The organism is Sporomusaceae bacterium (assembly GCA_031460455.1).
Classification (GTDB): Bacteria; Bacillota; Negativicutes; order Sporomusales; family UBA7701; genus Anaeroselena.
In genome coordinates, this window is the sequence record JAVKTQ010000001.1 from 129,304 (window position 1) to 153,939 (window position 24,636).

The 24,636-nt window shown below is 60.9% G+C and carries 30 protein-coding genes; 28 read left to right on the plus strand and 2 right to left on the minus strand.

Annotated elements, in window-relative coordinates; genetic code table 11:
- The first annotated feature begins 10 nt into the window (after positions 1 to 10).
- From RIN56_00720 to RIN56_00750, 7 genes are all read left to right on the plus strand, one after another.
- Entirely contained in the window at positions 11 to 880 is an 870-nt protein-coding gene (locus tag RIN56_00720) for an NAD(+)/NADH kinase (GenBank protein ID MDR7865303.1), read from the plus strand.
- Positions 867 to 1,442: a class I SAM-dependent methyltransferase gene (locus tag RIN56_00725; GenBank protein ID MDR7865304.1), complete on the plus strand. Its 576-nt coding sequence runs from the start codon at positions 867 to 869 to the stop codon at positions 1,440 to 1,442. Before RIN56_00720 ends, RIN56_00725 begins: the two co-directional genes overlap by 14 nt.
- A complete protein-coding gene (gene argR, locus RIN56_00730; protein MDR7865305.1) occupies positions 1,439 to 1,888 on the plus strand; it encodes an arginine repressor in 450 nt (149 codons plus the stop codon). The genes RIN56_00725 and argR overlap by 4 nt, the downstream gene beginning before the upstream one ends.
- Positions 1,889 to 1,913: 25 nt before the next feature.
- The gene (gene recN / locus RIN56_00735; GenBank protein ID MDR7865306.1) at positions 1,914 to 3,629 is read left to right on the plus strand and encodes a DNA repair protein RecN; all 1,716 of its coding nucleotides are present in this window, start codon (positions 1,914 to 1,916) and stop codon (positions 3,627 to 3,629) included.
- Positions 3,630 to 3,784: 155 nt separating this feature from the next.
- Positions 3,785 to 5,155: a SpoIVB peptidase gene (gene spoIVB / locus RIN56_00740; GenBank protein ID MDR7865307.1), complete on the plus strand. Its 1,371-nt coding sequence runs from the start codon at positions 3,785 to 3,787 to the stop codon at positions 5,153 to 5,155.
- 101 nt (positions 5,156 to 5,256) lie between these two features.
- Positions 5,257 to 6,027, plus strand: coding sequence for a sporulation transcription factor Spo0A (gene spo0A / locus RIN56_00745; protein MDR7865308.1), 771 nt, complete (start codon positions 5,257 to 5,259; stop codon positions 6,025 to 6,027).
- 140 nt (positions 6,028 to 6,167) lie between these two features.
- Complete coding sequence (locus RIN56_00750) at positions 6,168 to 6,854, plus strand: hypothetical protein (protein ID MDR7865309.1); 687 nt, start codon at positions 6,168 to 6,170, stop codon at positions 6,852 to 6,854.
- 3 nt (positions 6,855 to 6,857) lie between these two features.
- Here the strand turns inward: RIN56_00750 and RIN56_00755 are convergent, their stop codons facing one another.
- Positions 6,858 to 6,986 (minus strand): hypothetical protein, encoded by a 129-nt coding sequence (locus tag RIN56_00755; protein MDR7865310.1) that lies wholly within the window; start codon positions 6,984 to 6,986, stop codon positions 6,858 to 6,860.
- A 64-nt stretch (positions 6,987 to 7,050) separates the two neighbouring features.
- Here RIN56_00755 and RIN56_00760 point away from each other — a divergent pair, with 64 nt between their 5' ends.
- The 21 genes from RIN56_00760 to RIN56_00860 all read left to right on the plus strand — a co-directional run bounded on the left by RIN56_00760 (position 7,051) and on the right by RIN56_00860 (position 23,788).
- Entirely contained in the window at positions 7,051 to 7,578 is a 528-nt protein-coding gene (locus RIN56_00760) for an NUDIX hydrolase (GenBank protein MDR7865311.1), read from the plus strand.
- 2 nt (positions 7,579 to 7,580) lie between these two features.
- Positions 7,581 to 8,768, plus strand: a complete 1,188-nt coding sequence (locus RIN56_00765; GenBank protein ID MDR7865312.1) for an endonuclease Q family protein — start codon at positions 7,581 to 7,583, stop codon at positions 8,766 to 8,768.
- A gap of 68 nt (positions 8,769 to 8,836) precedes the next feature.
- The gene (gene spoIIM, locus RIN56_00770; protein MDR7865313.1) at positions 8,837 to 9,478 is read left to right on the plus strand and encodes a stage II sporulation protein M; all 642 of its coding nucleotides are present in this window, start codon (positions 8,837 to 8,839) and stop codon (positions 9,476 to 9,478) included.
- Positions 9,479 to 9,635: 157 nt separating this feature from the next.
- Positions 9,636 to 9,842 (plus strand): hypothetical protein, encoded by a 207-nt coding sequence (locus RIN56_00775; protein ID MDR7865314.1) that lies wholly within the window; start codon positions 9,636 to 9,638, stop codon positions 9,840 to 9,842.
- Between the two features lie 138 nt (positions 9,843 to 9,980).
- Entirely contained in the window at positions 9,981 to 10,868 is an 888-nt protein-coding gene (gene xerD, locus RIN56_00780) for a site-specific tyrosine recombinase XerD (protein ID MDR7865315.1), read from the plus strand.
- 31 nt (positions 10,869 to 10,899) lie between these two features.
- On the plus strand, positions 10,900 to 12,075 hold the full coding sequence (locus tag RIN56_00785; GenBank protein MDR7865316.1) for a phosphopentomutase: 1,176 nt from the start codon (positions 10,900 to 10,902) through the stop codon (positions 12,073 to 12,075).
- A complete protein-coding gene (locus RIN56_00790; GenBank protein ID MDR7865317.1) occupies positions 12,072 to 13,412 on the plus strand; it encodes a thymidine phosphorylase in 1,341 nt (446 codons plus the stop codon). Before RIN56_00785 ends, RIN56_00790 begins: the two co-directional genes overlap by 4 nt.
- Before the next feature lie 156 nt (positions 13,413 to 13,568).
- Positions 13,569 to 15,191 (plus strand): polysaccharide biosynthesis protein, encoded by a 1,623-nt coding sequence (locus tag RIN56_00795; GenBank protein ID MDR7865318.1) that lies wholly within the window; start codon positions 13,569 to 13,571, stop codon positions 15,189 to 15,191.
- A gap of 87 nt (positions 15,192 to 15,278) precedes the next feature.
- Complete coding sequence (locus tag RIN56_00800) at positions 15,279 to 16,457, plus strand: D-alanyl-D-alanine carboxypeptidase family protein (GenBank protein ID MDR7865319.1); 1,179 nt, start codon at positions 15,279 to 15,281, stop codon at positions 16,455 to 16,457.
- Positions 16,458 to 16,590: 133 nt separating this feature from the next.
- Positions 16,591 to 16,926 (plus strand): anti-sigma F factor antagonist, encoded by a 336-nt coding sequence (gene spoIIAA / locus RIN56_00805; protein ID MDR7865320.1) that lies wholly within the window; start codon positions 16,591 to 16,593, stop codon positions 16,924 to 16,926.
- 11 nt (positions 16,927 to 16,937) lie between these two features.
- The gene (spoIIAB, locus tag RIN56_00810; GenBank protein MDR7865321.1) at positions 16,938 to 17,369 is read left to right on the plus strand and encodes an anti-sigma F factor; all 432 of its coding nucleotides are present in this window, start codon (positions 16,938 to 16,940) and stop codon (positions 17,367 to 17,369) included.
- A 10-nt stretch (positions 17,370 to 17,379) separates the two neighbouring features.
- Positions 17,380 to 18,111, plus strand: a complete 732-nt coding sequence (locus RIN56_00815; GenBank protein MDR7865322.1) for a SigF/SigG family RNA polymerase sporulation sigma factor — start codon at positions 17,380 to 17,382, stop codon at positions 18,109 to 18,111.
- 48 nt (positions 18,112 to 18,159) lie between these two features.
- Positions 18,160 to 18,423 (plus strand): hypothetical protein, encoded by a 264-nt coding sequence (locus RIN56_00820; protein MDR7865323.1) that lies wholly within the window; start codon positions 18,160 to 18,162, stop codon positions 18,421 to 18,423.
- A complete protein-coding gene (locus RIN56_00825) occupies positions 18,423 to 18,623 on the plus strand; it encodes a dodecin family protein (GenBank protein ID MDR7865324.1) in 201 nt (66 codons plus the stop codon). Before RIN56_00820 ends, RIN56_00825 begins: the two co-directional genes overlap by 1 nt.
- A gap of 88 nt (positions 18,624 to 18,711) precedes the next feature.
- Positions 18,712 to 19,185, plus strand: a complete 474-nt coding sequence (spoVAC, locus tag RIN56_00830) for a stage V sporulation protein AC (GenBank protein MDR7865325.1) — start codon at positions 18,712 to 18,714, stop codon at positions 19,183 to 19,185.
- A 12-nt stretch (positions 19,186 to 19,197) separates the two neighbouring features.
- The gene (spoVAD, locus tag RIN56_00835) at positions 19,198 to 20,202 is read left to right on the plus strand and encodes a stage V sporulation protein AD (protein ID MDR7865326.1); all 1,005 of its coding nucleotides are present in this window, start codon (positions 19,198 to 19,200) and stop codon (positions 20,200 to 20,202) included.
- A 28-nt stretch (positions 20,203 to 20,230) separates the two neighbouring features.
- Complete coding sequence (gene spoVAE / locus RIN56_00840) at positions 20,231 to 20,569, plus strand: stage V sporulation protein AE (protein ID MDR7865327.1); 339 nt, start codon at positions 20,231 to 20,233, stop codon at positions 20,567 to 20,569.
- Positions 20,570 to 20,580: 11 nt separating this feature from the next.
- Positions 20,581 to 20,970, plus strand: a complete 390-nt coding sequence (locus tag RIN56_00845) for a hypothetical protein (GenBank protein ID MDR7865328.1) — start codon at positions 20,581 to 20,583, stop codon at positions 20,968 to 20,970.
- A gap of 18 nt (positions 20,971 to 20,988) precedes the next feature.
- A complete protein-coding gene (locus tag RIN56_00850) occupies positions 20,989 to 21,687 on the plus strand; it encodes a hypothetical protein (GenBank protein MDR7865329.1) in 699 nt (232 codons plus the stop codon).
- Positions 21,688 to 21,696: 9 nt separating this feature from the next.
- Positions 21,697 to 22,287 (plus strand): stage V sporulation protein AE, encoded by a 591-nt coding sequence (locus RIN56_00855; GenBank protein ID MDR7865330.1) that lies wholly within the window; start codon positions 21,697 to 21,699, stop codon positions 22,285 to 22,287.
- Positions 22,271 to 23,788, plus strand: coding sequence for a spore germination protein (locus RIN56_00860; protein ID MDR7865331.1), 1,518 nt, complete (start codon positions 22,271 to 22,273; stop codon positions 23,786 to 23,788). Before RIN56_00855 ends, RIN56_00860 begins: the two co-directional genes overlap by 17 nt.
- 25 nt (positions 23,789 to 23,813) lie before the next feature.
- On the opposite strand, the gene RIN56_00865 is transcribed toward RIN56_00860, so the two are convergent.
- Entirely contained in the window at positions 23,814 to 24,557 is a 744-nt protein-coding gene (locus RIN56_00865) for a hypothetical protein (GenBank protein ID MDR7865332.1), read from the minus strand.
- Between the last annotated feature and the right edge of the window lie 79 nt (positions 24,558 to 24,636).

The following is a 24,636-nucleotide window of genomic DNA, read 5'->3' on the forward strand; positions in this document are numbered from 1 at the left end:
AGGGGAGGCCGTGCTAACTGTCGGCATATTCCCGAACACCAACAAAGAAAGCGTCAGCACCGTTCTCGGCTGGCTTATCCAGCACTTCAAGGAGAGCAACATCCGCATCCTTCTGCCCACAGACGCGGCCCAGGAAATGAACTACCCCGACCTTGGCTGCCGGCGGGAGGAGCTTAAGGAACAGATCAACCTCGCCATCGCCCTGGGAGGCGACGGCACGCTCATCAGCGCCGCCCGCGAGGTTGCCCCTGCCGGCGTCCCGGTCTGCGGCGTCAACATGGGCCAGTTGGGTTTCCTCACCGAAGTCGAACTGCCGGACCTCGGCCCGGCAATCGACCGCCTCATCCGCGGCGACTACTTCGTCGAAGAGCGCCTGATGCTCGATGCCATCGTTCGGCGCGGCGGCCAGGATCTCTTCATCTCGTCGGCCATCAACGACATCGTCGTCACCAAAGGGGGCTTCTCGCGCCTCATCAGGCTGAAGCTCTACATCGACGGCGCCCTCATCGCCCGTTACCCGGCCGACGGCCTTATCGTAGCCACCTCCACAGGGTCGACCGGCTATTCCCTGTCGGCCGGCGGGCCGGTGGTCAACCCCAACCTCAAAGTCATCCTCCTTACGCCTATTTGCCCTCATTCTCTGCATGCCCGCTCCCTGGTGGTATCGGAAAAGGAAGAAATCAAGATAACAATGCAGGCGACTCACGACGACATCGTCATGACCGCCGACGGCCAGACAGTCTTCGGTCTCAGGCCCGACGACATCGTCATCGTCAGGCGCGCCCCCTACCGGGCCAAATTCATCCGCCTCAGCGGCCAGAGCTACTCGCAGACGCTGCGCACCAAACTCTGGCGGGATGACGACAATGACAATTGCTAATGCGCTCACCATGGCCAGGCATCTGCTGCAAGACAGGCTGGCCACCGCCAGGACGGTGGTGGACGCCACCGCCGGCAACGGGCATGACACCCTTTTCCTGGCCGCCAATAGTCCTGCCGATGCGCTCGTCTGGGCCTTCGACCTCCAGCCGGAAGCGCTGGAAGCCACCGGCCGGCGCCTGGCCGAGCACGGCCTGGCCGGCAAATGCCGCCTGCTATGCGCTTGCCACAGCCGCGTCGCCGAACATGTGGACGGGCCGATAGACGTTGCCATGTTCAACCTCGGCTATCGCCCTGGCGGCGACCACTGCTTCACCACCGGCGTCGAAACCACCGTCGCCGCCCTCGGGGCGATAACGCGCCTCCTGGCCCCTGGCGGCATCGTCACCATCGTCGCTTATCCCGGCCACGACGCCGGCGAAAAAGAAAATACCGCCGTCGCCGAATTCCTCGCCACGCTTCCCCAGGCAGACTTCACGGCCGCCGCCTGGAGGATGCTCAACCAGAGGAACAGGCCGCCCATCCTATATATAATCGGGAAGACAGGAAGTGAAACGGCATGAAGGCTTCGCGTCACGCGCGCATAAAAGAGATCATCGAGAACCAGACGGTGGAAACACAGGAAGACCTGGCGGAAGCGCTGCGGAAGAAGGGCATCGAAGTGACCCAGGCCACCGTATCCCGCGACATCAAGGAACTGATGCTCATCAAGATTCCCACCGGCGACGGCCGCTACAGCTACGCCTTCCCTCCCGAGCAAAACCTTATCTTCTCCCAATCCCGGCTCGAGCGCGCCTTTCAGGACTCGGTCGTCGGCATGGACCACAGCCTGAACATCATCGTCATCAAAACGGTGCCAGGCCTCGCCCAGGCAGTCGCCTACGCGGTCGACAGCACCCGCTGGCCGGAAATCATCGGCACGGTAGGCGGCGACGACACCGTATTCCTCGTCGTGAAGCCCCCGGAAGCGACCGCCGGCGTTCTGGCAAGGTTCCGGGCCCTGCTCTAAAGACGCATGGGGGAGGAGACTCTCGATGCTGAAAACCTTAACCGTTACCAACTTTGCCCTTATCGAACAGGCCAGCGTCGAATTCGCGGGCGGGCTCAATATCCTCACCGGCGAAACCGGGGCCGGCAAATCCATCCTTGTCGACGCGCTCAGCACCCTGCTCGGCAGCAGGGCCGAACGCGACGCCATCCGCAGCGGCTGCGATTCCTTCCGGGTTGAGGCCGTTTTCGACGTGGCCGCCAACGCCAACGTCCGCGCCATCCTCGACGACCAGGGAATACCTGTCGATGACGGCGTCACCCTGATAATAAGCCGCTACCTGTCGCGGCAGGGCAAGACCGCCATCCTCGCCAACGGCTGCCATGTCACCGTCGGCATGCTGCGTCAGCTCGGCGGCGAACTCGTCGACCTGCACGGCCAGCATGAGCACCAGGCGCTTCTCCGCCCCGAGGCCCACCTGGCGATGGTCGACTCCTTCCTGCCGGGCGGCCGGGAAAAACTCGACCGCTACCGCGGCCTCTATGCCGCCTGGAGCGAACTCGGCGCCGCCCTCGCCCGTTCCGAGACCGATTCGCGCGAGCGTGCCCAGCGCCTAGACATGCTGACCTGGCAGACAAAAGAAATCGCCGCCGCCGCTCTCAAAGCCGGCGAGGAAGAAGACCTTGACCGGGAGATCAGACTGCTGGGCAACGCCGAGAAGATAATCGGCGCCGTCGGCCGCGCTTACGGGCTGCTTTCCGAAGGCGGCAAGGGCTCGGGAGGCGCACTGTCCGACCTTGCCGAGAGCCGCAAGGAACTCGAATACGCCGCCCGCTTCGACGCCGCCCTCGCCGCGAAGCTGGATACCATCAGCGACGCGCTCTACCAGCTAGAGGATGTCGCCGCGGAACTGCGCGACTACCGGGAAAACGTCGACTTCGACCCTGGGCGGCTGGCCAAACAGCAGGAACGGATGGATACCATCCATACCCTCAAACGTAAATACGGCGCCACTATCGCCGACATCTTGGAATACTACCGCAAGGCAACGGACGAACTGGCCGACATCACCAACTACGAGGAACGCCTTGCCACGCTCGGCGCTCAACTGGCCGCCGCCGAAAAAGAACTGGCCCTGGCGGCCGACGAACTAGACCGGCTGCGGCGCGCCGCTGCCACTGAGCTCGCCGGCAAGGTCCGCGGGCATCTCGTCGATCTCGGTATGCCACAGGCCGCTCTCGTCATCGACGTCAGGACGGTGCAACGCTATACGCCCACCGGCGCCAACGAAGTCGCCGTGCTGTTTTCCGCCAATCCCGGCGAAGAGGCCAAACCTCTGGCAAAAGTCGCCTCGGGCGGCGAACTCTCCCGTATCGCCCTGGCCTTCAAAACGGTAGCCGCCAGCGCGGGCGGCGTCGGCACGATGATTTTCGACGAAGTCGACACAGGCATCGGCGGCCAAACCGCCCGGATGGTCGCCGAGAAGATCGCGCTCGTCGCCGGCGACAAGCAAGTGCTGTGCGTAACCCATCTCCCGCAGGTCGCCGCGATGGCCGACCGCCACCTGGCGGTCGAAAAAAAGGTCAACGGCGACCGCACGATCACCGTCGTCAAAATACTCGACGACGATGCCCATCTTCAGGAGGTAACCCGGATGATCTCCGGCGATAACTTGACCAGGGCAGCCCTGGATAATGCCGCGGAAATGATAACATCAGCGCAGTCACGCAAAGAAATATGGAAAAATAAAGCGCAAGCATGAGCTTGCGCTATTTATTTACGATAATAGAGTAATTTCGAGCCGTCAAGTCAATATATGCTACATATTCCGGAATAATCCCCGAAGAAATCGGGAAACTTTACTGTGCGGGTAAAGTTGCTCCCGAAAAAAAACAGTATTCGGGGTGATGACGGAAGATGTCAGGCATTAGTCGCCGTTCTGCGTTCGGCCTGCTGCTCGCCGTATTGATCGTCGCCTTCTGCTTTTCGCCGCAGTTCCGCGATATCTACCAGCTTCCCCCGCATATGCGCATCATCGCAGGCGAGACCGCCAGTCTCAACGTCGCCTTCCCCTGGACAATGACGGTCAATCAGGACCAGGCCGTGAAGATCAATTCCCCGCGCGGCTTTTCCCGTCCGGTATCGCTGGAACCGGTCAGCCTGGGCAAGGCTACTCTCGAATTCAGGCTGCTGGGCCTGATACCGGTCCGCACAGTGCAGGTAGACGTCCTGCCGCCGCTCAAACTCGTGCCTGGCGGCCACTCAATCGGCGTCGTTCTGCATTCCCAAGGGGTTATCATCGTCGGACATTCCCCCGTAACCGGGGCGGACGGCCAAAGCCGCTCCCCCGCGAAAGATGCGGGAATAGCGATTGGCGACGTCATCCTAAGTATCAACGGCGTACCCGTGCAAAGCGACAGCCAGGTGGCGGAGGTAATCGACGCCAGCGGCCGCGAGAACAGGCCGGTCGTCCTTTTCGTCAAGCGTGGCGCGGCTAATCTCGAGCTGTCGCTCCGGCCGATGTTCTGCCAGGATACCAAACGTTACCGCATCGGGCTGTTTGTCCGCGACAGCGCGGCCGGCGTCGGCACCCTCACTTTCTATGAACCGGAAACCAATACCTACGGCGCCCTCGGCCACATCATCACCGACAGCGACACCAACCAACCCATAGACTGCCATCAGGGGAGAATCGTTTTGGCGACAGTTTCCGGCATCCAGCACGGCCGGCGGGGCCAGCCGGGAGAAAAAATCGGCGTCTTCATTGAAGAGGATCAGGTGCTCGGCAACATCGAAAAAAACACTCCTTTCGGCATCTATGGACAGTTATCGGCTTACCCGCCGCAGCAAATCTTCGGAGACGGCATTCCGGTGGCATCGATGAGCCAGGTTCAGCTCGGTGCGGCGGAACTGCTCACCGTCGTGGACGGCCAGAAAATCGAGAAATTCGCCATCGAAGTTCAGAAGATCAACCTCCAGGAAACCCCCGAAGGCAAAGGTCTCGTAATAAAAGTTACCGATCCACGCCTGCTAGAGCGGACAGGAGGCATCGTCCAGGGGATGAGCGGCAGCCCGATTATCCAGAACGGAAAAATCATCGGCGCCGTAACCCACGTCTTCGTCCACGATCCGACCCGCGGTTACGGCTGCTTCGTAGACTGGATGTTGATGGAGAGCGGCCTCGTTCCGCGTCGGGAAAAGCAGACGGCCAGAAAGCTATTCACGCTTTCTGGCCGTTTTTCGCAATCCTGTCTGTCATTAATAAAATTTCTTCCGATATCCGCATAAAAAATCTCAAAAAATTGGATTTTTTTTCCAGACGAGGAAGGATATGTTGCGGATATGTCGAATTGTATTTTCCAGAAAACTGGGCAGGGAGGATTATGTTTATGATACGAGAGGCAATAAAGGTGGCCATCGCTGATGACAATCGCGATTTCGCCGATATCATGCAGGAATGCCTGAATCAGCAGCAGGACATCAACCTTGTTGGGGTCGCGTACAACGGGGAGGAAGTCCTGGCCCTCATCGACGAAAAGAAACCTGATGTCGTTATTTTGGATATCATCATGCCACACCTCGACGGTATCGGCGTGCTGGAGCGCATCAGCACAATGAGCGGCAAACGTCCCAAGGTGATCATGCTGACGGCTCTCGGCCAGGAAAACATCACCCAGCGGGTCGTCGAGCTGGGGGCCGATTATTACATACTGAAGCCGTTCAATATGGACGTGCTGATAAACCGTGTCCGCCAACTGGCAAACGCCATCACATCCCAGCGCCCCGCGGCCACCCAGTCGATCAAGGCGCGGCCCCTCGACGTCGAGGTGACCAACATAATCCGCGAAATCGGCATCCCCGCCCACATCAAAGGCTATCAATACCTCCGCGACGCAATAATGATGATAATCAACGAAATAGAACTTCTCGGCGCGGTCACCAAAGTCCTCTACCCGATGATCGCCGAGAAATACGCCACCACCCCCAGCAGGGTGGAACGGGCCATCCGCCACGCCATCGAGGTAGCCTGGAGCCGTGGCAACATGGACATGATCAACCGCCTGTTCGGATATACCGTCAAACTCGAAAAAGGCAAACCGACCAACTCTGAATTCATGGCGATGATCGCCGACAAACTCAGGATGGAAATGCGCGCCTGACGCGCATAATGTGAGCCCCGTGCTTCCGAAAGCGAAGCGCGGGGTTCTGTCGTTTACAGGCAGGATTTTTGTTTTGCGAACGGAATAAACTATTTGAACAACCGCCCGTTGACATTTCCGCGGGCAGAACGGAGCTAAAAATGCAGACAAACACCGACCTTTTAGCGCAAGGACCAAGGATCAAAGTATTCGTCGGCGAATTCGGCAGCGGCAAAACCGAACTCGCTGTCAATTACGCCCTCCAGCTCAGGCAGCTGGGGCACCAGACGGCCGTCGTCGATATCGATCTGGTCAAGCCCTACTTCCGCACCCGCGAAAACCGCGCCCTCCTGGAGGAGCGCGGCGTGGTTGTCGTCGCTCCCAACCGCAAATTTGCCCACGCCGACCTGCCGATAATGCCCGAGGACCTGACGAGGGTCCTCTATCAGCATGAATACCAGGTCGTGATGGATGTCGGCGGCGGCGAATCGGCTATCGTCCTCGGACAGCTCAACAGCAAATTCAACGAGAATCCCTATCAAGCCTGGCTGGTCGTCAATACCCGCCGGCCGTTCACAAATACCGCGGCCGCCGTCGTTCAGGTCTGTCGCCGTATCGAGCAGGTCTCGCGGCTGACCGTGTCGGGCATCGTCAGCAACACCAATCTGGCCGGCGAAACCACCCTCGCCCATATCGCCGACGGGCTGGCCGTCGCCGAAGAAGCCGCCGGCCTCCTTGACGTGCCGATAAAATGGGTGGTCGCCCCCGAGTGGCTCGCGGACGAAGTCGATGTGAAGTATCCGCTATTCGTCTTAAAACCCTATACTCACTATCCCTGGATGGAATAACCCTTACTGCAGACTCTTGCGGATATATTCCGCCAGAGGGCGGCGCGATGCGCCGAGCCGCGCCAGGAAGCGGCGGAAATCTCCGGCCTTGCCGGAGAAATATAAACCGTTCGCGGTGATAATGATATGCATGGACATCCCTCCCCTGGGCTTAATATATTCCTGGGGAGGGAAAATAATGCTTGGAGGAACGCTCATGTCCAAACTCACGGAACACCGGCTCGCGTCCGAAACCGTCTATACCGGCAAAATCATAACCGTCCGCCACGACACTGTCCGGCTGCCCGACGGCCGCGAGGCCACCCGCGATGTTGTCGAACACCCAGGTGCGGTGGCCGTCATACCCGTTACCGCCGCCGGCGAGGTCGTGCTCGTCCGCCAGTACCGCTATCCCGTCGCCAGGCCGCTGCTCGAAGTGCCGGCCGGCAAGCTCGACAAAGGAGAAAAGCCCGAGGATTGCGCCCACCGCGAACTGGAGGAGGAAACCGGCTACCGCGCCGGCAGCCTTGAGCACCTGGCCACGTTCTACACCGCGCCCGGCTTCACCGACGAGATCATGCACCTCTACCTGGCGCGCGACCTTAAGCAAACCGCGCAGAATACCGACGGCGACGAATTCATCGACATCGAATATTACACTGGCTCCCAGGTGAAAAAGCTGCTGGCTGACAAAGAGATCATCGACGCCAAAACCATTATCGGCTTGCTCATGGCCGGGTATTGACAATGAAAAATTTCTTCGCCGATTTCCATGTCCATGTCGGTCTCAGCGAACGCGGCCAATGGGTCAAAATCCCCACATCTAATCGCCTGACCCTCCGCAACATCCTCGCTGAAGCGGCCGACCGGAAGGGGTTGCAGATTGTTGGCGTTGTCGACGCCCTCTCGCCGTTCGTCCGCGAGGATTTCGCCCTGCTCGCCGCCGAGGGACTGCTCACCCTCGACAGCCAGGGCGGCTACCGCTACGACGACCGGCTTACCCTCCTGCTCGGGGCGGAAATCGAGACAAGCGAGCCTGACGGCGGCTCCGCCCACACCCTTATTTTCCTGCCGGATATAGGACTGATGGCGGCCTTCTCCGCTACGATGAGCCGGCATATCCGCAACATCCACATGAGCTCTCAGAACGCCCACATGCCCCTGGCCGAGCTTGTGCGCATCGCCGCTCCTTTCGGCGCGCTTATCGTCGTCGCCCACGCCTTCACCCCCCACAAAGGCCTGTACGGCAGCTGCACCACCCGCATGGCCAATATCCTCGGCGAACGGGAAATGGCGGCGATCGCCGCGGTCGAGCTCGGCCTCAGCGCCGACAGTTCCCTCGCCGACCGCATCGGCGAACTTGAGTCCTTCACCTTCATTACCAATTCCGACGCCCACTCGCTTGACAAGATCGCCCGCGAATACAACCTCCTCGCGCTCGAAGCCGCCGCCTTCCAGGAGTGCGCCTGGGCGTTCGCCCGTCAGCAGGGCAGGGCGGTCATCGCCAATTTCGGCCTCGACCCGCGCCTCGGCAAATACCACCGGACCTTCTGCGGCGAATGCGATTACTTCGATCCGGCCGGCGAGCCGTTCACCGTCTCATGCCCGCGCTGCGGCAGCAGCAAAATCGTCCGCGGCGTATTCGACCGCATCGACGACATCGCCGACTGGCCCGAGCCCCGCCACCCCGCCCACCGGCCGCCATACCGCCATCAGGTGCCCCTAAGCTTCATCCCCGGCGTCGGCGGCAAGGCCCTCGGCAAACTGCTGGCCGCTTTCGGCACCGAGATGAACGTGCTCCACAGCGCCGGCGACGCCGAGCTCAGAAAAGTGGTCGGCGACAAAGCCGCCGCCGCCATTCTCGCCGCCCGCGCCGGCGAGGCGGCCATCACCGCCGGCGGCGGCGGCACGTACGGCAAACTGGCGAAAAATTAGTGGGACAGAGGGTATAATGAGCCCCCGCCCGGCATACATTTTAGCAGGTGTAGTCGGGAGGAAGGCGCATGCTGGGAAATTTTCGCCAGAATATGAACGAATACTTCCGCGCCAACATCGTCGCCTACTTTTTCATGACCCTGATCTTCGTTATCGGCGTCGCCGTTGGTGCCCTGGCCGTCAAGACGCTGCCGGAAGACCAGAAACTCGAACTAATCGGCTACCTCAAAATCTTCTTCCAGGGTCTGGTCCAGGGGCCGGGCGCCGTCGACACGCCCGCCCTGTTCAGCACCGTCGCCCTCAGCGGCGTCAAGACAATAGGCCTCATCTGGCTGCTCGGCTTCACGGTCGTCGGCATCCCGTTCGTCCTGTTCATCGTTTTCACCCGCGGCTTTGTCATCGGTTTCACCGTTGGCTTTCTCGTCAACGAATACATAATGAAAGGCCTGGCCTTCGCACTGGCGTCTGTCTTGCCCCACAACTTTTTCGCCGTTCCCGCCCTGCTGGTCGCGGGCGTTGCGGCAACCTCCTTTTCCTTGCTGCTGGTGCGGCGCAGACAACGGGCCAAGGTCAACCTCCTGTACGAATCGGTGGGCTACACAGTGCTCTGCCTGCTGATGCTGGCGCTGATGCTGGCAGCCGCCGTCATCGAAGTCTACATCTCGCCGGTATTCATGAAGCTAGTCGCCGGCCTGCTGTTGAAACAGTAGGCAGGGCGCCGCCTTATACGATAGTCGTCGTGCCGCCGTGGGCTTGCCCGGCGGTTTTGTTTTTTACGGCGGTATTTAATTTACATTGCCGGGAATATCCAAAACCAAATGTGAATAAGTATGATATTAAGTTAAGCCGCGGAAAGAGGTGGGGGAGATGATCGTCGGCATCTCGTGGCGCTGCGTCTCCCGGCGTCTCAAGATGGCTTTCCAGGCGATGGCTTTGGCAATTATGATTCTTTATGTGCTGCCGAAGCTGTTGGGGTTTTTCTGGCAGTTTAACCAACCGATCCCCAAGATACGGGAGAACCAAATAATGGAAAAGCCGCTGCGGGTAATATCCGAATTTGTGGAGATAATTTAGTTTACGAAAAAAATAAGAAAATCTGTTATTTTCGACAGGAAAAGAAAGGAAAACCGACACCTTATGTTGAATAATAGCACCCACTACTAGATTGCGCGTCGGGACCGGAAATTTTGCCAAGAGAAAAAGGTGATTGGAATGGAAGGTTACGTAAACGAGTTTATTCAATATCTTGCGGTGGAACGGGGGCTGGCCCAAAACACGCTGGAGTCTTATGGCCGTGACCTCCGGCAGTTTCAGGCATATCTCCACAACGGACAACTTGACTTCATAAAGGACTCGAGCCGCAGCACCATTCTTGCCTACCTGAACAACCTGCAGACCAAGGGCAGGGCTGTTTCGACAATTTCCCGCAATCTCGCCGCCATCAAATCGTTCTATCAGTATCTCGTGAGGGAACGCTATCTCGAGAAGGACCCCGCCGCCCATCTCGAGTCGCCCAAGCTGGAGAAAAAGCTCCCGAAGATCCTCACCATCTCAGAGGTGGAAGAACTGCTCAAGCAGCCCAACACCTTCCTGCCCACCGGCCTGAGGGACAAAGCGATGCTGGAGCTTCTCTACGCTACCGGCATCAGGGTTTCCGAGCTCATCTCCCTTAACATTTCCGACATAAACCTGGACATGGGGTACATCAAGTGCTACGGCAAGGGCGCCAAGGAGCGGATCGTGCCGCTCGGCTCCATCGCCGCCAAGTGCGTTCAGGAGTACATAGGCAAAGGTCGCCCGAAACTCGTCCGTACATACGAAGAAGCCGCCCTGTTCGTCAACCACCACGGCAACAGACTGACCAGGCAGGGCTTCTGGAAGATAATCAAGAAATACGCCCAGGAAGCCACCATCAACAAGGAGATCACCCCGCACACCCTGCGGCACTCCTTCGCCACCCACCTGCTGGAAAACGGCGCCGACCTGCGTTCGGTGCAGGAGATGCTGGGCCACGCCGACATTTCCACCACCCAGATTTATACCCACGTCACCAAGAACCGCCTCAAAGAAGTGTATGACAAGGCCCACCCCCGCGCATGATAGCATCAAAGCCTGAGGTGGAGAGATAGCATTGTTTACACGCATCATCATCGTTGTGATGGACAGCGTCGGCGCGGGCGCGTTGCCTGACGCCGCAGAATACGGTGACCTCGGGGCCGATACCCTGGGTAACATAGCCCGCTGCCACGGCGGGCTTTTTTTGCCTACCCTGACGGAGCTGGGACTTGGCTGCATAAGGCCCCTGGAGAGCGTGCCCGCCGCCGACCGGCCGCTGGCCAGCTACGGCAGGATGGCGGAAATATCAAGAGGCAAGGACACCACCAGCGGTCACTGGGAAATGGCCGGCTGCCCGCTTTTCCAGGCGTTCCCCGTCTACCCGCACGGCTTTCCGGACGAGGTCATCGCCCAAATAGAGGGCATCGCCGGCCGCAAAGTCATCGGCAACAAAGCCGCCTCCGGCACCGAGATCATCGCCGAACTCGGCGAAGAGCACCTCAGGACAGGTGCTTTGATAGTATACACCTCGGCCGATAGCGTCCTCCAGATCGCCGCCCACGAAGACGTCGTGCCGGTGGACAAGCTGGGGGCGATCGCCCGCCGGGTGAGGGAAGAGGTCTGTCGCGGCGAGCACGCCGTCGGCCGGATCATCATCCGCCCCTTCGTCGGCGTCTCCGGCCACTTCGTGCGCACTGCCAACCGCCATGACTACAGCATCGAGCCGCCCGCGCCGACGGTGCTAGACCGTCTTAAAGCATCCGGCCTCATGGCAGTCGGCGTAGGCAAGATTAGCGACATCTTCGCCGGCCGCGGCCTCACCGCCTCACATCCCACCAAATCCAACGACCACGGCATGGCCACCCTCGAAGCCCTGGTGCGTCAAGAGCGCCGCGCTGGCGTCATCTTCGCCAACCTGGTCGAATTCGACAGCGTCTACGGCCACCGCAACGACTGCCGCGGCTACGCCCGCGCTCTTGAAAGGCTCGACGGGCAGCTCGCCCTTCTCCTGCCGCAGCTGACCGGCAGCGACCTGCTGGTCATCACCGCCGACCACGGCTGCGACCCGACGGTCGCCGGCACCGACCACACCCGCGAATACGTTCCGCTTCTCGCCTACGCCCCCGGCCATCCCGGCCGCGACCTTGGCGTGCGTGCCACCTTCGCCGATCTCGCGGCGACGGTGGCGGAAAACTTCGCCCTTGAGCCTCTGCCCTATGGCACGAGTTTCCTTGGCGAGATAACGGGGTGACGAGAATAATGCGCATCGTCGACATCATCATCGATAAACGCGACGGCCGCGAACTGGCCGCCGCCGAAATAGACGAACTCATCGGCTTATACACCGCCGATGGGATACCGGACTACCAGATGGCCGCCTTCCTGATGGCCGTCTTCTTCCGCGGCATGACCGCCGCCGAAACCGCCGCCCTCACGCTCGCCATGGCTAAATCAGGGGCCACGGTCGACCTCGGCGCCGTCCCCGGCGTCAAGGTCGACAAGCACAGCACCGGCGGGGTGGCCGATACAACCACCCTCGTGCTCGCGCCCCTCGTGGCGGCCGCCGGCGTGCCGGTGGCGAAAATGTCCGGCCGCGGTCTCGGTTTCTCCGGCGGCACCATCGACAAGCTCGAAGCCATCCCCGGTTTCCGCACCGCCCTTAGCGGCGAGGAATTTCTCGCCAACCTCGGCCGCATCGGCGTGGCCATCACCGGCCAGACTGAGGGCATCGCCCCCGCCGACGGCAAGCTTTACGCCCTCCGCGACGTCACCGGCACCATCGAAAGCATCCCCCTCATCGCCTCGTCGATCATGAGCAAAAAAATCGCCGCCGGCGCCGATAAAATCCTCCTCGACGTCAAAACCGGCTCCGGCGCCTTCATGAAGACCACTGAGCAGGCCTTCCGGCTCGCGGAGACGATGGTCGGCATCGGGACGCTCGTCGGCCGCGAAACCATGGCCGTCATCTCGACAATGCACGAGCCCCTCGGCCTGGCGGTAGGCAACAGCCTCGAGGTCGCCGAGGCCATCGACATCCTGGCCGGCACCGGCGGCGCCCCCGAACTGCGCGAGGTGTGCCTGACCCTCGGGGCCCACATGCTCGTGATGGCCGGGAAGGCAGCCGGTTTTACCGCCGGCTACGGCGAACTCGCCGCGCTGCTCGACAGCAAGGCGGGCCTGGCGAAATTCGCCGCCCTCGTGGCCGCCCAGGGCGGCAACCCCGACATCATCGCCAACCGCGCCCTCCTGCCGCTGGCCGCCAGCCGCCACACCGTCGCTTCTCCGGCGGACGGCGCCGTACAGTCCATCGACGCCGCCCGCATCGGCTACGCCGCCATGATCCTCGGCGCCGGCCGGGAGTACAAGGGCCAGCAGATCGACCTGGGCGCCGGACTCGTCATGCACTGCCGCATCGGCGATACGCTGGCGAAAGGCCAGCCGCTCGCCACCCTCTACACCGCCGATCCCGCCATGCTCCCGGCTGCCGCGGCCACCGTCGCCGCCGCCGTCGCCGTCGGGGCGGAAAAAGCCGCCCGGCCGCAGCTCATCCTCGGCACCGTTACCGCCGCAGGCATAACCTTGGCGTAATCGCACACGACAAAAACATACCAAAGCCGTCGCCAAATAGCGGCGGCTTTCTTGCTGCCTGTCGTCCCAACTGAAAACGTCCGACGATAATCCGCCGTCTTCAGGTTATGCTAAAAAGAAACGTGACGTGAAATAACTGTCGGAGGCGGGAGCGTCATGCCACACAGGCGGTCGGGCCAGGTTATCCTAAAAGGCACACTCGTACTCACGGCGGCCGGCATAATAGTGAAAATCATCGGGTCGCTCAACTGGATCATCCTTTCGCGCGTCCTCGGCGGCGAGGGAATGGGCCTGTACCAGATGGCCTACCCGATATACCTGCTGGCGCTGAGCGCCTCCTCCGCCGGCATCCCCGTGGCCGTGTCGATCATTACCGCCGAACGGGTTGCGGGTCAGGACTGCCGGGGAGCGCGGCGCGTCTTCCGGGTTGCGGCCTGGCTGCTAGCGGTGACCGGCGCCATCTTCAGCCTGCTGATGTATTTCGGCGCCGGCTGGCTGGTAGAGGAACGGTACATCCGCGACGCCAGGGCTTACTACTCGCTCGTCGCCCTCGCGCCCGCGATCTTCCTCGTTACCCTGCTCGCCGCCTTTCGCGGCTACCTCCAGGGCTGGCAGATAATGACCCCGACCGCCTTGTCCCAGGTCGGCGAACAACTACTCAGAGTCGTCACCATGCTGGCGTTCGCCACCCTCCTAGCGCCCAGGGGCGTGGAATACGCCGCCGCCGGCGCGACCTTCGGCGCAGCGCCAGGAGCACTCGCCGGCCTTCTCGTCATGCTCTTCTTCTACTGGCGGCACCGCGCGCGGCTGTCGCGGGATGCGGCCCCAGGCCCTGCGCCGGTCGCTCCGGCCGCCGGAATAATACGCCGCATCCTCAGCCTGTCTCTGCCGATATCCGCCGCCAGCATCATGCTGCCCGTAGTCGCCAACCTCGATCTGCTCATCGTGCCCCGGCGGCTGGAGGAGGCCGGCTACTCCGTGGCGGCCGCCACGGAACAGTTCGGCTATCTTACCGGCATGGCCGTGCCGCTCGCCGGCCTCGCCACCGTTTTGACCGGCGCCCTTGCCACCAGCATCGTGCCGGCGATCTCCGAAGCCTGCGCCCGCGGCGACCGCGAGCGGCTGTACAGGCGCGCCGCTGCAGGCTTCCGCCTCGCCAATCTCGTCACATTGCCGGCCTCCGCAGGCATCTATATCCTCGCCGTGCCGCTGACTACGATGCTCTATCACGCCCCCGGGGCTGCGCCGGCGGTCGAAACGCTAGCCTTCAGCATCTTTTTCCTCGGCATCCACCAGGTATCCACCGCGATCCTCCAGGGGCTGGGGCGCACCCTCGTCCCTGCAGTGAACATGCTCCTCGCGGCCGCCGTCAAGGTCGGCCTGAGCTGGACGCTAACCGCCGTTCCCAGCCTGGGTATCACCGGCGCCGCCTGGGCAACCGTTGCCGACACCGTCCTGGCGGCGCTGCTCAACATGTACTTTATCAGGCGGCACACCGGTTTCAGCCTCGATCTCGGTTCGCTGCTCAGAAGCGCTTTCTCCGCCGCGCTCATGGGCGTGGCCGTATACGGCGGCCACCGTTTCATAACCGCGGCGGCCCACAGCAATACCCTGGCAACGGCGGCCGCTATCGGCATCGGCATCGGCGTTTACGGCCTCTCGATGCTGTCCGTCGGGGGGATAAGGGCAAGGGATATAAAAATGGTGCCGCTGGCCGGCGAATTTCTGTTGAGAATTCTCGTCGCCTTCCGCCTGCTGAAGCACAACAGCGCCGACTGACGGCGATTGATGCTTTCAATTACCAAGTGTAAGCGCTTTTTCTCCTGGACACGCTAGAAACAAAAGCGGAAAAGGGGTGTTCATTCAATGAGGCGACTGCGCCCTGCGGCCCTTTTGATCCTCCTGCTGTTCAGCGTTGCCATCATCCTCGCTCCCTGTCTGGCGGCCGCCGCCCCCGCGCCCAAGGCTCCGGCCCGAGCCCCGCTGGAAACCACGGCGGTATCGGCCATCCTTATGGACGGCAACGGCAACATTCTCTACGAGAAAGACCCTCACAAACAGCTGCCGCCGGCAAGCGTAACCAAAGTCATGACCTTATTGTTAGCTATCGAAGCCGTCGAGCAAGGGCGTCTTAAACTAACCGACCAGATTAACACAAGCGAAAACGCCTGGCGGCAAGGCGGCTCGCAGATCTGGCTCGAACCCGGTGAAGCAATGGCGGCCAAAGAAATCCTCACCGCCGTGGCGGTCGTGAGCGCCAACGACGCGGCCGTTGCCCTGATGGAACACATCTACGGCAGCGAATCGGCCGCCGTCGACGCCATGAACCGCCGGGCCGAGGAACTCAGCCTTCAGAACACCCATTTCATCAACGTCAACGGTCTGCCGGCCGCCGGCCATTACATGAGCGCGCACGACACCGCCGTCATCGCCGCCCAAGCCGTCAAACACCCGCTCTACATGGAACTCTGCAGCATCAAGGAATACTGGCTGCGCGACGGCAAGAACTGGCTGGTAAACACCAATAAGCTGCTGTGGTGGTATAAAGGCGGCGACGGCCTCAAGACCGGCTGGACGGAAGACGCAAAATACTGCTTTGTCGGCACCGCCAAACGCGACAGCCTCCGCCTGATCGCCGTCGTATTCGCCACCCCTGAGCCACGTTCCCATCTGCGCGAAAGCATGAAAATCATGGACTGGGGCTTCGCAAATTATACCGCCGTGCCGGTCGTCGACAAGGGAGCGGTCGTCGAGCGGCTGAGGGTCAGCAAAGGAACGGAGCGCGAGGTGCCCCTGGTGGCCAAAGACGACCTCAACCTCACGCTGCCCAAAGGACAGCAGAAAAATCTCCAGAAGAAAGTCCTCAGCGACGGCAGCCTCAAGGCGCCGGTGGAGGCTGGGCAGAAATGCGGCGAACTGGTCGTACTGAAAGACGGCAAAGAGATTGGCAAGGTAGACCTTGTCGCCGAAAAGGCGGTTGCCAAAGCAGGTTTCTTCCGGATAATGCAGGATATGATCGGCACCCTGTTCAGTTTGGCTAAATAATCCCCGATGCGGGCTAAGAGCCCGCTTCTTTTTTTTGTAACCTCCCGCTGCGGCAAAAGTCGCAGCCTTAGCAGGAAAAATTTTCCTTATAGCGAAATATAGATATAAATGTGGGCATGCGGGAGGTAGTAAATTGAATATCAGCACTCAAGTCAAACAAGGCATCCTCGTAGTCAGGGTTGAAGGTGAACTCGATATGCACGTGGCCGGAGAATTCCGGCAGAAGATCGACGAAGCACTCGAGACCGGCGGCGTCCGCCACGTTATCCTCAGCCTCAAAGGCGTCACCTTTGTCGACAGCTCGGGTCTGGGCGCCATCCTCGGCCGCTATAAAAAGATCAACGCCAACGGCGGGCTGCTGTTGGCGGCCAACATCAGGCCCCAGGTAGCCAGAGTATTCGAACTGTCGGGGCTGCTGAAGATAATCAGGACGTTCGGCACCGAGGCCGAAGCCCTGAATAGTCTGTGAGGAGGACAACCATGGCGAGCAAGAACCAGATTAAAATGACGTTCCCCAGCAGCAGCGAAAACGTCGGCATAGCCCGGGTAACCGCCGCTGCTTTTGCCGCGCAGCTCGACCTCACCCTAAACGATATCGAGGAAATAAAAGTTGCCGTGTCGGAAGCGATAACCAACGCCGTCATCCACGGCTATGGGGACAAAGAAGGCGAGATCGAATTCACCCTTGCGCTCGACGGCGACCGGCTGGAGTTCGTCGTTACCGACCACGGCAAAGGCATCGCCGACATCGAGCAAGCCAGGCAGCCGTCCTTCTCCACCGACCCCGAGCGGATGGGCCTGGGCTTTGTTTTCATGGAATCGTTCATGGACGAACTGATCGTTGAATCCGCCGTCGACAAAGGCACGACCGTCAGGATGGTAAAAAGAGTAGCCGCCCCGCCGGCTCATTAGGCAGGCGCCTATGTTTGGCGACGAGGAAATCGGCGTGCTGCTGGCTAAGGCCCGGCAAGGCAGCAGCGACGCCAAAGAACAGCTCATCGAACGAAACCTCAACCTTGTGCGCAGCATCGTCCATCGCTTCACCGGCCGCGGGTACGAATGGGACGATCTCTTCCAGATAGGCTGTATCGGACTGATCAAAGCGATCGAGCGCTTCGACCCGGTCTTCAGCGTCAAATTTTCCACCTACGCCGTGCCGATGATTATCGGCGAAATCCGCCGCTTCATCCGTGACGACAGCCCGGTCAAGGTCAGCCGGCCGCTCAAAGAACTCGCCTACCGGGTCCACCGGGCCCAGGAGAAACTGCAGGGCAGTCTTGGCCGCGAACCGACGATCGGCGAGGTTGCCGAAGAACTTACCCTTTCTCCCCAGGAAATCGCCGAAGCCCTCGAAGCCGCTCAACCAATAGCATCGCTTTATGACCAGACATACTTCGAAGACGGCGACCCACTCCACCGCATGGATCAGATTGGCTGCGACCCCGGCCACGACGTCGCTGCCATCGACAACATTGCGCTGCGGGAAATACTGTCCCGGTTGCCGCCGCGCGAACGTCTGGTCATCCAGTTGAGATTCTTCGAAGACAAAACCCAGACGGAAATAGCCCGCCTCATCGGTCTCTCCCAGGTGCAGGTGTCGCGGATAGAAAAACAGGCCTTACGGTTAATCAAGGAATACCTCCAGACCTCCTAAATTTCGGGGTCTTATTTTTTTGCCGGCTGCGGCATACTAACGGCAGAGGTGAAGAACATGATTAGCGCCAAGCGCTGGTGGGTCGCCCTGCTGACGGTGTCGCTGCTCACGGCCGGGGGCGTGGCCGCCTGGGTATACTACATCCATTCTTCCCCCAGGACACCGGCACGGGCCCGTCAGGTCATGGCGGCAGAACCTGACGCTTTTTACGCTCGCGTGTCCCTAAACCAACAAACATTGTGGCATAAAACGGCGAAATCGGCGCAGACTATGGATCGTAGCACACAATCAATATGCAAGGAGGCAGAATAATGGGTGTCGTAAAAGTCATTGAGCTCGTCGGCACTTCCCGCCAGAACTGGACGGACGCCGTCGACAACGCCGTCAGTGAGGCGTCGAAAACCATCGACGACATACTGGGCGTCGAAGTGACAAATTTCACCGCCAATATCGACAACGGCCGCATCGCCGAATACAAAGCCGACGTCAAGATCGCTTTCCACGTCCACTAATCGCATACCTGAAGGGTGCCGCAAGGCACCCTTTCGTTTTTTACGGCGCGCATTAATTGGCCGGTTGTCGGCAAGAATAAAGGCGGAGGTGGGCGAAGTGTCCGTCAGCGACGGCAGACAGGGACAACAGGAGTTTCAAAAATGGTACCAGGCCCGATACAATCAGGTCAAGCCCAAGCCGCCCATTCTGAAAAACGCCTTCTGGGCCTTTATAGTAGGCGGCCTTATTTGTACCCTCGGACAGGTCATCCAGACCTACTTCGTCGGCTTCGGCCTATCGCAAAAAGAAGCTGCGGGGCCTACATCGGCGGTGTTGATCTTCCTGTCGGCCCTTTTCACCGGGCTCGGTATCTACGATGAACTCGGCCGCAGGGCCGGCGCCGGTTCGATTGTTCCCATCACCGGCTTCGCCAACTCCATCGTCGCCCCCGCCATGGAGTACAAGCGCGAAGGCTATGTGTTCGGCGTCGGGGCAAAAATGTTCCTCATCGCCGGTCCGGTCATCGTCTACGGCCTCATTACGGCCGTGGGCGTCGGCCTGATATACTGGGCATTCAGCTAGGGAGGACAGCCATTGAACAAAAAAAGCGGCAAGCAGACGATAGCCTACGCAGCCCCGCCTGTACTGGCAGCCGCGGCCACCATCGCCGGGCCGATGGAAGGGGAGGGACTGCTGAACGGACAATTTGACAAGGTTCTCGAAGACAACCTCGCCGGCCAGAAAAGCTGGGAAAAAAGCGAGTCGTTCATGCTCGAATGGGCCTTGAGAACGGCGGTCAGCAGGACAGGCGGCGCGCTCGACGACATCGATTTCATCCTCGCCGGCGACCTCCTCAATCAGCTCATGTCCGCCCATTTCGCCGCCCGCAGCCTCGGCCGCCCGTTCCTCGGCCTGTACGGCGCCTGCTCGACCATGGCTGAGAGTATGCTGCTCGGCGCGGCGCTCATCGACGGTGGCTTCGCCGCCAGAATAGCGGCGGCCGTATCCAGCCATCACGACGCCGCCGAGCGCCAGTATCGGTATCCCACCGAACTGGGCGTGCAGCGCCCGCCGCTGGCGCAGTGGACGGTCACCGGCGCCGGGGCGGTCGTATTGGCTAGTGAAGGTGAAGGACCGAAGCTGACGGCAGCTACTATTGGCAAAGTAGTGGACGCCGGACTAAAAGATCCCAACGCCATGGGGCCGGCCATGACCCCGGCTGCCGCCGACACGCTCTGGCAGCATCTTCAGGACACCGGCAGGCAGCCGAATTACTACGACATCATCCTGACCGGCGATCTCGGCCAGGTGGGCAAAACGCTGCTCATCCAACTCATGCAGGAAAAGGGTGTCGATATCGCCGCCAACTATGAGGATTGCGGACTGATGATATACCGCGAGGATCAGGACCCGCACGCCGGCGCCAGCGGCTGCGCCAGTTCAGCGCTCGTCCTGTGCGGACACGCCTTCCCGCTGCTCGTAACCGGCCGGCTCAAACGCATCCTGCTCATCGGCACAGGCAGCCTCCACAGCCCCACCTCATACCAGCAGAAGGAATCGCTCCCCGCCATCGCCCATGCCGTCGCCATCGAAGCGTAGAGGAGGAAAGACTTTGCAGGCATATATAATGGCCTTCGTCATCGGCGGCCTGATCTGCGTAATCGGCCAGCTCCTGATGGATCTGACCCCGCTGACGCCCGCCCATGTCCTTGTCCTGTTCGTCGTGCTCGGCGGCATAATGAGCGGCCTGGGCTTATATCAACCTCTCGTCGAGATGGGGGGGGCGGGAGCGACGGTGCCGCTGCCGGGCTTCGGACACGCGCTGGTCAGCGGCACCATCGAAGAAATAAACAAATCGGGCTTAGCGGGCGTTTTCAGCGGCGCCCTCAAAGCATCCGCCTTCGGGATAACGGCCGCCGTAGTCTTCGGACTGCTGGCCGCCGTGACATTTAATCCCAGGGGATAGGAGGGAAGCTGATGCTCGCCGTCGATCTTGTAGGTTTAATACTCACCGTCTGCCTCACCGGGCTGCGCTACCCTCACTGCGTCCTCGGCGCGGCCGTCATCCACGACCTGGGGTCCATCCTCACGGCCCTCTTTTTTCAGGGGCGTGTAGATGCCATCATCGCCGCCGGCGCCTTCGGCACTACAGCCGTCAGCGGCGTAAAGGCCGGTGCGCCGGCAGTGGCGGTGGCGCTCGGCGGGCCGCTGGCCAACTACCTTGTCGGCGCTAGCCTCGGCGGGGCGGCATGGGAAAAAACGTCCCGCCTGCTTAACCCCGGGGCGGCGCTCAAACAGCCCTTCGCCGTCGTGAACCTGCGGCTGGCCATCCTGTCGGCCGCCGCCGCCCTCTGGCAGCTTATCTGAATACGGGGAGATGCACTGATGAGAAATACGGCACGGAGGTCCGGTGGCCAGTACGGACGCCGCCGGGATGAAGAGTACGGGCGCGATGAAGGCGACCAGAAACAGAGCGAAAGCCGCGATCCAAACACCGACAGCCTCATAGCCGACATGGCCAAAGGCTTCGTCGAAGCACAGGCCAAGATAGCCGGCGCGCCTGACGGCGGCCCTAATCAGGAAATGTTAGCCATGCTCGAAAGAATCAGCCTTCAACTGTCGCAGCTGCAGAACGCGCCGGCGGGCGGACAGCAAACCGGCGGGCAGCAGCAGGGGGGGCAACAGACACAAGGAGGCGGGCAGGGGAAAGAAGGCCGTCAGGAGGAACTCAGCGCGCTTTTCAGCCGGCTGCTGGCCGAAAACAAACCGGACGGGCCGCAAAGCGGCGGGGCACGGCAGGGCGCCGGCACTCAGCAGCGAGCCGGTGGCGCACAGCCGGACGGCGGCAATCAGCAGCAACCAGGGCAAAAACGCGGCAATCAGACAAACGGTCAGTCGGCCGGCGGCGAGAAAGCCTCTTCGGCGCAGACGGCCGCCCAGGCGCTCGCCCAGGCCCAGTACGAGCTTGCCAACGAACTAGAAGCAAGCCTGACAAAACTCAAACAAGTTATCAGCGAGAGCGAAAAACTGGCCGACAAAATAAGCAACCTGCTCGGTCAGGAAAGCAGCTCTCGCCAGACATGAGGTGGAATTTTGACAGATAAAGTCAGGGTAATAATCGTAACCGACGGCGACCGCTGCGCCCAGCACGCCGTGGAAAGCATCGCCGCCGAACTGGGACTGCGGTGCATATCCGCCTCAGGCGGCAACCCGACGCCGATCAGCGGCCGCGAGATCGTGGACTTGGTCAAAACCGTTCCCCACGACCCGGTGCTGGTCATGTTCGACGACCGTGGCCGACGCGACAAAGGCAAAGGCGAAACAGCTATGGAGTATGTCGCCTCCCACCCGGACATAGAAGTGCTCGGGGCGGTGGCGGTTGCCTCCAACACCACCGGCATCCAGGGTGTTGCCGCCGACGCCTGTATCAGCGGCGACGGACAGGTGGTGGACAACGCCGTCGACAAATACGGCCAGGAGAAAGTGACCGGCCGCGACCGGACGATCGTCAACGGCGACACCGTCGACGTGCTCAACGAGGTTGAAATACCGGTCATTATCGGCGTCGGCGACATCGGCAAGATGGACAAGGCTGACGACATCCGCCGCGGGGCGCCGGTCACCCGTAAAGCCATCGAGGAGATATTGAAACGGAGTGGCGTCAGCTATGCAAGAAGCACGTAAAATAGACAGCGACATCGACAAAAACATCAACTACCTCAAAGATCTCCTCGGCGTCGGCGAAACATACGATATCGTCTTCCGCGAGTTCAAGATCGGGCGGCGGCGGGCGGCCACCTTCTCCATCAACGGCATGACCAACGACGTCGTCCTCACCAACGTCTACCAGGCTGTCATGACCTGCCACCCCGAAGAACTGAGCATCAACACCCTCAACAAAGTTTTCTACCAGCGACTGCCCCATTCCCAGGTCAAACTCCTCGACAACATGAACGACAGCCTTGTCAGCATGCTGTCGGGAGAGATGCTGCTGTTCATCGAAGGCGAGGAACAGGTCATCGTCGTCGACGCCCGCGCCTACCCCGTGCGCTCGCCGTCGGAATCCAACATCGAAAAAGTTACCAGGGGCTCCCGCGACTCGTTCGTCGAAACCATCCCCTTCAACACCGCCCTCATCCGCCGCCGTCTCCGCGACGCCAACCTCCGCTTCGAAATCGTCAAAATAGGCGCCCGCTCCAAAACCGACGTCGCCATCTGCTATATCAAGGACATCACCAACCCCGGATTGGTGGAAACCGTCAAGAAAAGGCTCAACGACATTGCCATCGACGGCGTGCCGATGGCGGAAAAAGCGGTCGAGGAATTCATCACCCTCGGCAGCAAATGGAACCCCCTGCCCAAGGTCCGCTACACCGAACGCCCCGACGTCGCCGCCGTGCACCTCCTCGAAGGCCATATCTGCCTCGTCGTGGACACCTCGCCCAGCATCCTCATACTGCCCACCACCTTCTGGCACCATGTCCAGCATGTCGAGGAATTCCGCCAGAACATGACCGCCGGTACCTTCCTTCGCCTGGTCCGCCTGGGAGCGGTGCTGCTGTCGCTGTTGCTCCCTCCCCTGTGGCTCGCCTTCGCCCTCCAGCCGCGGCTGCTGCCGGAAACGCTCGCCTTCCTCGGGCCGCGCGATCCAGGCATAATCCCCCTCGGGTTCCAGTTCCTCCTGGCCGAATTCGGCGTCGAAATGGTGCGGATGGCCACCGTCCACGTCCCCTCTGCCCAGTCCACCGCCCTCGGTTTTATTGGCGCCTTCATGCTCGGCGAATACGCCAGCCGCGTCGGCCTGTTCGGCAACGAAGCAATATTCTACATTGCCGTCGCCACCGTCGGTACCTTCGCCACCCCCAGCTTCGAACTGGCCATGGCCGTCAGGCTGTTCCGCATCCTCCTCCTGGCGCTCGTCATCGTCTTCAAGCTGCCCGGCCTGCTCGCCGGCCTCGCCTTCGTCCTGCTGGTCACAGCTATGACCAAATCCTTCGGCGTACCCTACCTGTGGCCGGCCATGCCCTTCAACTACAAGGCCATGAAAGACGTCATCTTCCGGCTGCCGCTCCCCAGCAAGCTGCTCAGGCCGGCAGTGCTCAAACCCCAGGACCCCGACCGCCTTGAAGACAACCGGCAAGGGAAACAGGGCGGCCCGAAAAAAAACAACGAGGATAAAAAATGAAAAAACCCGCCGCCGGCGGGTTTTTTCATTTGCCGCGATAATACTCACGAATCTTGCCCAAACTTTCGTTCAGACTTGTCACCTGTTCCTCGGCCGCTCCCTGGCTCTCGGCGTTGACGGCATCCTTAAGCTGCTTCACGTGAGCGTGGGTAACCGTCACCGGCCCGAGCACTCCCAGTTGCTCCATCGTCGGTTTGGCGTTGTTCCAGGTATCCTCAAGTCCCTTGACCTTCGACGCCGCTTTGCTCCAGTTCTTGTCCGCCACATAAAAGCTCACGCTGCGGACGGCGTTGCCGACGGCGACCAGATCGGCGACGGGGGACAGCTTATACGACTTGCCGATGTCGCTCACGCCGCCCATGAACTTGTTCAGATTCTCGTAAGACGCCGTTACCTTCTTGTCCATCACGCTTGTCGCCAGCTTGCCGACCGCTTCGTCGGCTTCCTTAACGCCCTTCTTGTCGCCCACCGCCTCCTTGGTCTGCTGCCAGACGGACTGGAGATTATAAAGGCCCGCCTCGGCCTGCTGCCAGTTCTCTTTGTTGATTCCCTCGAATACCGTACCGGCAATCGCCTCAAGATCGTAAAGCAGGGCGGGGGCTGAGACGAACCGCTCCATCACGGGTGGATTGGGTTTGACGTCCCCCGGTTTTCCGGCCGGCCCGATCTCCGGTTTCTTCGCAGGGCCCATGAGGCCGCAACCGGCCAGAATGGCGGCGGCGAAAACCACGGCAGCGACCCCCGCTGCGAACATCTTATAATGCCGCAAAAGCAACCCTCCTTTTCCCCATAGCATGTACGCCGGTCGGAGACTTTATTCTTCGCAGGGGGATATTGACACCGCCCGG